The organism is Actinotalea sp. (assembly GCF_035443605.1).
Taxonomy (GTDB): domain Bacteria; phylum Actinomycetota; class Actinomycetes; order Actinomycetales; family Cellulomonadaceae; genus Actinotalea.
In genome coordinates this window covers 42,269-48,961 of sequence record NZ_DAORSQ010000005.1, presented here as the reverse complement: position 1 = coordinate 48,961, position 6,693 = coordinate 42,269, and the positions used below count along the sequence as shown (strand labels likewise).

The window sequence follows — 6,693 nt, the reverse complement described above, 5'->3', positions numbered from 1 at the left end:
AGCCGGGGGTGCCGGGCGCGTCGCCGGAGCCCTGGTCGGCGGTGCCGTCGTCGTCGCTGGAGCCGCCGGTCGACGGGCTGGGGTCCGAGCCGGGGGTGCCGGGCGCGTCGCCGGAGCCCTGGTCGGCGGTGCCGTCGTCGTCCGTGACGGTCACGGCGGCGGGGAGGGTGGAGAAGGGGCCGACGCCCGAGGCGGCGCCTGCGCCGACGGTGGCGAGGGCGAGCGAGCCAACGATGATCCCGACGGTACGTGCACGCATGATCTGCTCCTGTGTCCGGGCCACCCGGTGGTGGCGCTCGATCCGATGTCCCTGATCCTGCGGACGCCGGGTGAGAGAAGAAGGAGGGGGGCGTGAGAGGTCTCTCATCGTCGGCGGGTGTCCCCGCGGTGGGGTGAAATAGGGGTGTGCCCTCCTCGCTGCGCGTCCTGACCGCCAACATCCACCAGCTGCGCGACGACCGGTCCGCCGTCGTCGCGGTGCTCCGGGGAGCCGCGCCGGACGTCGTCGCGATCCAGGAACCACCCCGCGGACCGCTCGGCGGGCTGCGGTTGCGCCGCCTGGCGCGCGATGCCGGGCTGCGGGTCGCCGTCGGTGGCGGGGCCGCGCGGACCACGGCGCTGCTGGTGCGCGACGGCCTCGAGGTGCTGGGTGCGCGCGCCGTCGCGCTGCCGTGGACCCCGGGACGCACGCGCCGCGGGATCGCGCTCGCCGACGTCGCCGGGGTGCGGGTGATGAGCGTGCACCTGTCCCTGCACCCGGCGGAGCGCGCGCTGCACCTGGGTCGTGTCCTGCTGCTCGTCGGCGCGACGCCGGGGCCCTGCGTCGTGGCGGGTGACCTCAACGAGCGCCCGGGCGGGCCGAGCTGGGACCGGCTGCTGCGCCAGCTGCGCGACGCGACGGCGGCCAGCGGGCCGACCTACCCCGCCCACGAGCCGCGCAGCCGGATCGACGCCGTGCTGGTCGCAGGGCTCGACGCCGACGGTGCCGAGGTGGTGCCGGGCGAGGCGGCCCGCCGCGCGAGCGACCACCTGCCCGTGGTGGTCGACGTGCACCTCGGGCGCGGCCGGTGAGCGTCGCGTCGCTCGGGTCGCGGCTCGTCCCGCGGGCGGACACCGCGCTCGTCGCCGCGCTGCGGGCCGACCTCGAGGCCGCTGATCTCACCGTGGTCGCCGTCGAGGACCTCCTCGGCCCCGTCGCCGCCGCCGCGCTGCACCGCGAGCAGCCCGTCGCGGCCCTGCGCGCGACGGCGCCCGACCACGCGGGGACCGGCCCGCTGCCCACGCTCGTGCGCCACCTGCTGCTGGGCGCCGCCGTCGATCGCGGCGCGCTGGACCGCGCGCTGCCGCGGCTGGGCACCGCGGGGGCCGAGCGGCTGGGCCTCGTGGCCGCGGCCGGGCGCGGGGCGGACGATGCCGTGCGGCCGCTGATCGACCTGCGCCCCTACGCGGCGCGGGACGCCGCGGGGGCCGTCGGCTGGTGGCTCGCGTCCGACCTCGGCGAGACCGCCACCGGTGCGGCGCTGCCCGCCGACCATGTGCTCGGCGTCGGCGGCGCGTCGACGACGCTGGCGCAGGTGACGATCCGCACCCCGGTGGGCCGCACGCTCGACCTGGGCACGGGCTGCGGGATCCAGGCGCTGCACGCGGCCCGGCACAGCGCCGCGGTGGTCGCCACCGACGTCTCGGCCAGGGCTCTCGCCTTCGCGGCCTTCAACGCCGCGCTCGCGGGGGTCGAGCTGGACCTGCGGCTCGGGTCGATGCTGGAGCCCGTGCTCGGCGGGGACGCGGCGGCGTTCGACCTGGTCGTGTCCAACCCGCCCTTCGTCATCACCCCGCGCGGCGACGACCAGGCCCTGCGGTACGAGTACCGCGACGGCGGCAGAGCGGGGGACGATCTGGTCCGCGACCTGGTGCGCGACGTCGGCGCGGTGCTCGCCCCGGGCGGCGTGGCGCAGCTGCTCGGCAACTGGGAGCACCGGGACGGCGCGGACTGGCGCGACCGGGTCGGGGACTGGGTCGACGCGTCGGGGCTCGACGCCTGGGTGGTGCAGCGCGAGGTGCTCGACCCCGCGCAGTACGTCGAGACCTGGCTGCGCGACGGCGGCACCACGCGCGACCGGGACCCGGCCGGCTGGGCGGCCGCTTACGCCGCGTGGCTGGCCGACTTCGAGCGCCGCGGCGTCGACGCCGTCGGGCTCGGCATGGTGGTGCTGCGCCGCCCGGTGGCGGGCCACCCGACGCTGCGTCGTCTCGAGGAGCAGCCCGGCCCCGCGCGCCAGCCGCTCGGCGACCACCTCGCGGCGGCCCTCGCCGCGCACGACTGGCTCGCGGCGCACGACGACGACGCGCTGCTCGCGGCCCGCCTCGTGGTGGCACCGGACGTCACCGAGGAGCGGCACCTGCGCCCCGGCGCGACGGACCCGACGGTGGTGCTGCTGCGCCAGGGCGACGGCTTCGGCCGCGTGGTCCGGGCAGGCACGGCGCTGGCGGGCCTGGTGGGGGCGTGCGACGGGGAGCTCACGGTCGGGCAGATCCTCGGAGCGCTCGCCGCGCTGCTCGAGGCGCCCGTCGCCGAGCTCCGCACCGGCCTGCTCCCGGCCGTCCGCGACCTCGTGCGCGACGGCCTGCTGCGCCCCGCCTGACCCCCGACGGACCTCCACTGTCGCGACCCTGGCACATCCGGCACGTCTCACGTGCCGGATGTGCCACCGAGGCGTGGGGTGCGGGCGGAGCGCGGGCGCACGGTGCCGAGCACGACGACGAGCGGCCACAGTGCCTGCGCGCCGGCGACCGCGCGCTCGGACAGGCCCGTGAGGGACTCGCCGTCGACCTGCGGGACCCCCGTGTCGAACCACGCCAGCAGCGCCAGCAGCGCGAGGGCGGCGACCACCGAGGTCGCGGGTGCCAGGACGGCAGGACGGCCACCCGGCCGTCGGGTCGCACCGGCGCCTGCCCGGCGCCACGCCCCCAGCGGCCACACGCTGAGCGCCGCGAAGGCGATGGCGGCGGCCAGCCCGTGCCGGTCCTCGGCCACATCGGCAGGGAAGGCAGCGACGGCCAGGGCGCCGAAGCCGCCGACCGCGAGCAGCACCCGGCCGAGCGGTGCGGCGGGTCGGAGCCCGACGGCGGTGCCCACGTGGGCGAGCCCCGTGAGGACCAGGCCGGCGGTCATCACCCCCGGGTGCTCGACCCGTGCGGTCGCGAGTGCGCTGATGGTCTCGCGCGCCGGGTCGAAGCCGGGAGCGAGCGCCGCAGCGAGCGTCCAGCCGCCGATCATCCCCACGGGTGCGAGGGCGGCCGGGACGAGCGCCCACCTCGGCGTCGGCGGCAGGGCGCTGGGCGGGGTCCGGGCGGGGCTCGTCACCGCGTCACGGTAGCGGGCGGCGACGGTGAGGCCCGGCGGTGCGGCGGTGCGGCGGTGCTGTGGAGGGGGACGGGCGCACCGCACAGCGGGATTCACAGGTCGCTCCCAGTCGCGCACCAGGTTCGGCGCAGCAGCGCCTGTGCATCGTGGGCCCAGCACGTTCCGCAGCGACGGACCGCCCCGCTGTTCCGGCCCCCGTCGCCCTGCCAGAGGAGACACCATGACCGACCCCACGCGCCCCGACGACGCCGCAGCGGACGAGCAGCCGACGCTCGTGACCCCGGTCGAGCAGCCGACGCTCGTGACCCCGGTCGAGCAGCCGACGCTCGTGACCCAGGTCGAGCAGCCGACGCTCGTCGCGACGGCGCTCCCCGTGGAGGGGGCGTCCCTGCCGCCAGCCGGGGGTGTCCCGGCCATCGGCGTCGTCCCGCCGTCGGGCCCCGTGCCCGTGGTGGGCACCCCGCCGCGGCCGGCCGGTCGGCGCGGGGGCCCGTGGATCATCGTGGGGGCCGTCGTGGGCGGCCTCCTGCTGGTCGGCGGGGCGTTCGCCGCGGGGTTCGGCACCGGCTACCTGGTGGGCAACCACCGGGATGCCGACGGCTGGGGCCGGCTCGACGAGCTCGGCTCACGGATGGACGAGCGGATGGACGAGCGGATGGGGGACCGCCTCGAGCGACTCGACCGTGACCGTGACGGCGGCCAGGGTCTCGGCCAGGGCGACCGCGATGCGAGCGGCGACGGCACGCTCGACGGCACGCTCGTGACCCCGAAGGGCTGAAGGGCCCCGCGCGGCCCCGGTGCGGCTTCAGGGCGCGGCGGGCAGCCGCACGGTGAACGTCGTCGCGCCCGGCGTGCCGTCCGCCGTGATCGTCCCGCCGTGCGCGGCGACGACGGCGGCCACGATCGCCAGCCCCAGGCCGGTCGAGCCCGCGCCGGGGGACCGTGCCGCGTCGCCGCGCGTGAACCGCTGGAACAGGCGCGGCCGCAGCTCCTCGGGGATCCCGGGGCCGTCGTCGCGCACCTGCACCGTGACCGTGCTCCCGTCCGTCCGGACCGAGGTCACCACGGTGGTCCCGGCCGGGGTGTGCACGCGCGCGTTGGACAGCAGGTTGACGAGCACCTGGCGCAGCCGGTGGTCGTCGCCCAGCACGGTGCAGGCCGGGGCGTCCTCGTCCTCGTCGTCGTCGCCTGCAGGCAGGTCGAGCTGCCAGACGTGGTCGCGTCCCGCGACGTGCGCGTCGGAGACCGCGTCGACGGCCAGCGCCGCGAGGTCCACCTCGGCGCCGTCGAGCGCTCGCCCGGCGTCGAGCCGCGCGAGCAGCAGCATGTCCTCCACGAGCGCCGTCATCCGGCGCGACTCGGACTCCACGCGCTCCATGGCGCGCAACGCGTCGTCGGGCATCGCGTCCGGCAGGCGACGCACGAGCTCGGCGTAGCCGCGGATCGAGGCCAGCGGCGTGCGCAGCTCGTGGCTCGCGTCCGCGACGAACTGGCGCACCTGCGTCTCGGACTCGTGCCGCGCCGCCAGGGCGCCCTCGACGTGCCCGAGCATCCGGTTGAGGGCTGCGCCGACCTGCCCGACCTCCGTCCCCGGGTCGGTGTCGGCCTCGGGCACGCGCTGGAGGGTGACCTCGCCCCGCTCGAGCGGCTGCTCGGACACACGCGTGGCGGTGGCGGCGACGCGCTCCAGCGGGCGCAGCTCGCGGCGCACCAGCGCGGTACCGGCCGCCGCCGCGATGGTGATCCCGGCCGCGAGCACCAGGCCCTCGCCGATGAGGTAGGCCTGCACGACGGCGCTCGCCTCGTCGAGCGACAGGCCGGTGACCAGCAGGTCCCCGCCCTCGGTCGTCACGGCCACCACCCGGTAGCCGCCGAGCGCGTCGAGCTCGACCGTGGCCGGCCGGCCGTCGGCCACGACCTCGGAGAGCACGGACTCCTGCTCGTCGGTGAGGGGCTGGAACGCGCCCTCCTGGTCGATGTAGCCCGAGCGTACGACGCCGTCGCGCACCTCGAGGGTCAGGGTCCCTGCGCCCTGGCCGGGGGTCTCGAGCCCTGGCGGCAGGTCCCCGCGGTCGGGCAGCGAGCCGTCGCTCAGCAGGGGCGGCTCGGGCAGCTCGCCGTCGCGCTGGGCGTCGCCGGCGCGCTCGCTGGACGCGATGAGCCGCTCGTCGAGCTGGGCGACGAGGGTCCCGCGCAGCGCGAGGGTGGACGCGGCGGCCATGAGCGCCGCCACGGTGGCCACCAGGCCGATGAGCAGCGCGACGAGGCGCCGACGCAGGGTCCAGCGGGCGGTCCGGGGTCTGGCGGCCGCGAGCGCGCCGCTCACTGCGGCGCGCTCGCCTCGGCGGGCTTGAGCACGTAGCCCACGCCGCGCAGCGTGTGGATCATCGGGGCTCGGCCGACGTCGATCTTGCGCCGCAGGTAGGAGATGTACAGCTCGACGATGTTCGCCTGGCCGCCGAAGTCGTACTGCCACACGCGGTCGAGGATCTGCGCCTTCGACAGCACCCGGCGGGGGTTGCGCATGAGGTAGCGCAGCAGCTCGAACTCGGTCGCCGTGAGGTGGATGTCGGTGCCGTCACGCGTCACCTCGTGCGAGTCCTCGTCCATCCGCAGGTCGCCGACGACGAGCGTGGCGTCCTCGCGCTGGGCGGTCGCCCCGGTGCGGCGCAGGAGCGAGCGCAGCCTGGCGACGACCTCCTCGAGGCTGAACGGCTTGGTGACGTAGTCGTCGCCGCCGGCCGTCAGGCCCGCCACGCGGTCCTCGACGGCGTCCTTGGCCGTGAGGAAGAGCACCGGGACGTCCGGCGTGGTCGCGCGCACGCGGCGCAGGACCTCGAGGCCGGACAGGTCGGGCAGCATGACGTCGAGCAGGATGACGTCCGGGGCCCACGCCTTGGCGGCCCTGATGGCAGCGTGGCCGGTCAGCGCCGTCTCGACCTGCCAGCCCTCGTAGCGCAACGCCGTCGACAGCAGCTCGCCGAGCGAGGGCTCGTCGTCGACCACCAGGGCACGGATGGGCGTGCCGTCGGCGCGGGTGAGGGGCTCGCGGCCGGGCGCGCGCGTCGGGGTGGTGGGTGCGGTGCCGGTCACGGTGGTCATGGGCTCGATCCTGGCCGACGTTCCTGGGCCTCGCCCGGGTGTTCCCTGTGCGAAGCCTGTGTGCCGGTCACAGCAACCTCCCTGCTGGCTCACGGCACGCGGACAGGCGCGCGGCGCAGCGTTGGCCGTGGACCAGCCAGCCGGCGACCCGCCGGGGCCGCACCACCCGCACCACGAGAGGTGTCCCGTGAGCACAGCCACCGTCATCGATCGGCACGGCGTCGACG

Annotated in this window: 6 protein-coding genes and 1 pseudogene; 3 read left to right on the top strand and 4 right to left on the bottom strand. The window is 77.0% G+C overall.

Annotated elements, in window-relative coordinates; genetic code table 11:
- Nucleotides 1–259: pseudogene (locus tag PKY62_RS01430) on the bottom strand (hypothetical protein); the annotation flags it as partial.
- A 146-nt stretch (nucleotides 260–405) separates the two neighbouring features.
- On the opposite strand from PKY62_RS01430, the gene PKY62_RS01425 reads away from it, so the two are divergent.
- Nucleotides 406–1,071 carry an endonuclease/exonuclease/phosphatase family protein gene (locus PKY62_RS01425; RefSeq protein ID WP_324534113.1) on the top strand — a complete coding sequence of 222 codons (666 nt, stop codon included), beginning with the start codon at nucleotides 406–408 and terminating at the stop codon, nucleotides 1,069–1,071.
- Nucleotides 1,068–2,642: a DUF7059 domain-containing protein gene (locus PKY62_RS01420; protein ID WP_324534111.1), complete on the top strand. Its 1,575-nt coding sequence runs from the start codon at nucleotides 1,068–1,070 to the stop codon at nucleotides 2,640–2,642. Before PKY62_RS01425 ends, PKY62_RS01420 begins: the two co-directional genes overlap by 4 nt.
- Nucleotides 2,643–2,689: 47 nt before the next feature.
- Here PKY62_RS01420 and PKY62_RS01415 read toward each other — a convergent pair whose 3' ends face one another.
- The gene (locus PKY62_RS01415; RefSeq protein WP_324534109.1) at nucleotides 2,690–3,364 is read right to left on the bottom strand and encodes a DUF998 domain-containing protein; all 675 of its coding nucleotides are present in this window, start codon (nucleotides 3,362–3,364) and stop codon (nucleotides 2,690–2,692) included.
- A gap of 220 nt (nucleotides 3,365–3,584) precedes the next feature.
- Between PKY62_RS01415 and PKY62_RS01410 the strand changes: the two genes are divergently transcribed.
- Nucleotides 3,585–4,142, top strand: coding sequence for a hypothetical protein (locus tag PKY62_RS01410; RefSeq protein WP_324534107.1), 558 nt, complete (start codon nucleotides 3,585–3,587; stop codon nucleotides 4,140–4,142).
- A gap of 27 nt (nucleotides 4,143–4,169) precedes the next feature.
- On the opposite strand, the gene PKY62_RS01405 is transcribed toward PKY62_RS01410, so the two are convergent.
- Together PKY62_RS01405 and PKY62_RS01400 are read right to left on the bottom strand one after the other, a co-directional pair.
- The gene (locus PKY62_RS01405) at nucleotides 4,170–5,690 is read right to left on the bottom strand and encodes a sensor histidine kinase (RefSeq protein ID WP_324534105.1); all 1,521 of its coding nucleotides are present in this window, start codon (nucleotides 5,688–5,690) and stop codon (nucleotides 4,170–4,172) included.
- A complete protein-coding gene (locus PKY62_RS01400; protein WP_324534102.1) occupies nucleotides 5,687–6,466 on the bottom strand; it encodes a response regulator transcription factor in 780 nt (259 codons plus the stop codon). Before PKY62_RS01400 ends, PKY62_RS01405 begins: the two co-directional genes overlap by 4 nt.
- Between the last annotated feature and the right edge of the window lie 227 nt (nucleotides 6,467–6,693).